At 73.7% G+C, this 1158-nt stretch carries 1 protein-coding gene; it reads left to right on the forward strand.

The features are described 5' to 3' along the window. Positions 1 to 1158, forward strand: a 1158-nt coding sequence (locus D180_RS21615; RefSeq protein WP_017914414.1) for a S8 family serine peptidase, incomplete at both ends; no start/stop codon positions are given.

The following is a 1158-nucleotide window of genomic DNA, read 5'->3' on the forward strand; positions in this document are numbered from 1 at the left end:
CCCGCGACGAACGCCAAGGCGCCCAGCCTGGATCCGTCGCCGGCGCTGGACAGCCAGCGCCAGATCGTCCTCGCCGTGGCCAACCCGATGGCCGCGCCGAGCCGCCACGCCGGCTCCAACCTGCTCGGCTACGCCTCTGCCCGCTACTACGGCGCCGGCACCCAGGCGGTCGCCACCCTGGACGCGCTGAACAAGCGCTACGGCCTGCGCCAGGTCGCCGGCTGGCCGATCAAGGCGCTGGGGCTGTACTGCGTGGTGCTGGAGCCGGCGCCGGGCAGCGACCGCGCCGCGCTGCTGGCGCAACTGGCCAAGGACGACCGGGTGGCGCTGTCGCAGCCGCTGCAGGACTTCGGCACCTATTCGACCGACAGCCAGGCTGCGGCCGCACCGGCGCAGCCGCTGCGCTACAACGATCCCTACGTGGACATGCAGCGCGGCTTCGCCGCCACCAACGCGGCCACCGCGCAGGCGCTGAGCCAGGGCCAGGGCGTGGACGTGGCGATCGTCGACACCGGCGTGGACACCGCGCACCCGGACCTGCGCGGGCGCCTGCGCAACACCCGCGACCTGGTCGCCGCCGACCCGGGCGCGTTCAACCGCGACCACCACGGCACCGAGGTCGCCGGCATCATCGCCGCCGGCAGCAACAACCACCTGGGCATCGTCGGCATCGCGCCGAAGGCGATGCTCGACGTGTACAAGGCCTGCTGGTATCCGCAGCGCCCCGGCGCCGGCGCCGGCTGCAACTCCTTCACCCTGGCCAAGGCGCTGGCGGCGATCGGCGACACCCGCACCCGCATCATCAACCTCAGCCTCGGCGGCCCGGCCGACCCGCTGCTGCGCAAGCTCTTGGAACAGCTGCTGCGCGAGGGCCGCATCGTGGTCGCGGCGATGCCGCCCAACGGCCGCCTGGACGGGTTTCCCGACGGCATTCCCGGGGTGATCGTGGTGCGCAGCAGTGCCGCCGCCCCGGCGCCGGCGGGCGTGCTCAGCGCGCCGGGCGAGGACATCCTCACCACCCAGCCCAACGGCGGCTACGACTTCACTTCCGGCTCGTCGATGGCCACTGCCCACGTCAGCGGCGTGGTCGCGCTGCTGCTGGCACTGGCCCCGCAACTGGACGCGCGCAGCGTGCACGAGCTGCTGCTGCGCACCAGC

It is taken from the genome of Xanthomonas sp. SHU 166 (assembly GCF_000364685.1).
Lineage (GTDB): Bacteria > Pseudomonadota > Gammaproteobacteria > Xanthomonadales > Xanthomonadaceae > Xanthomonas_A > Xanthomonas_A sontii.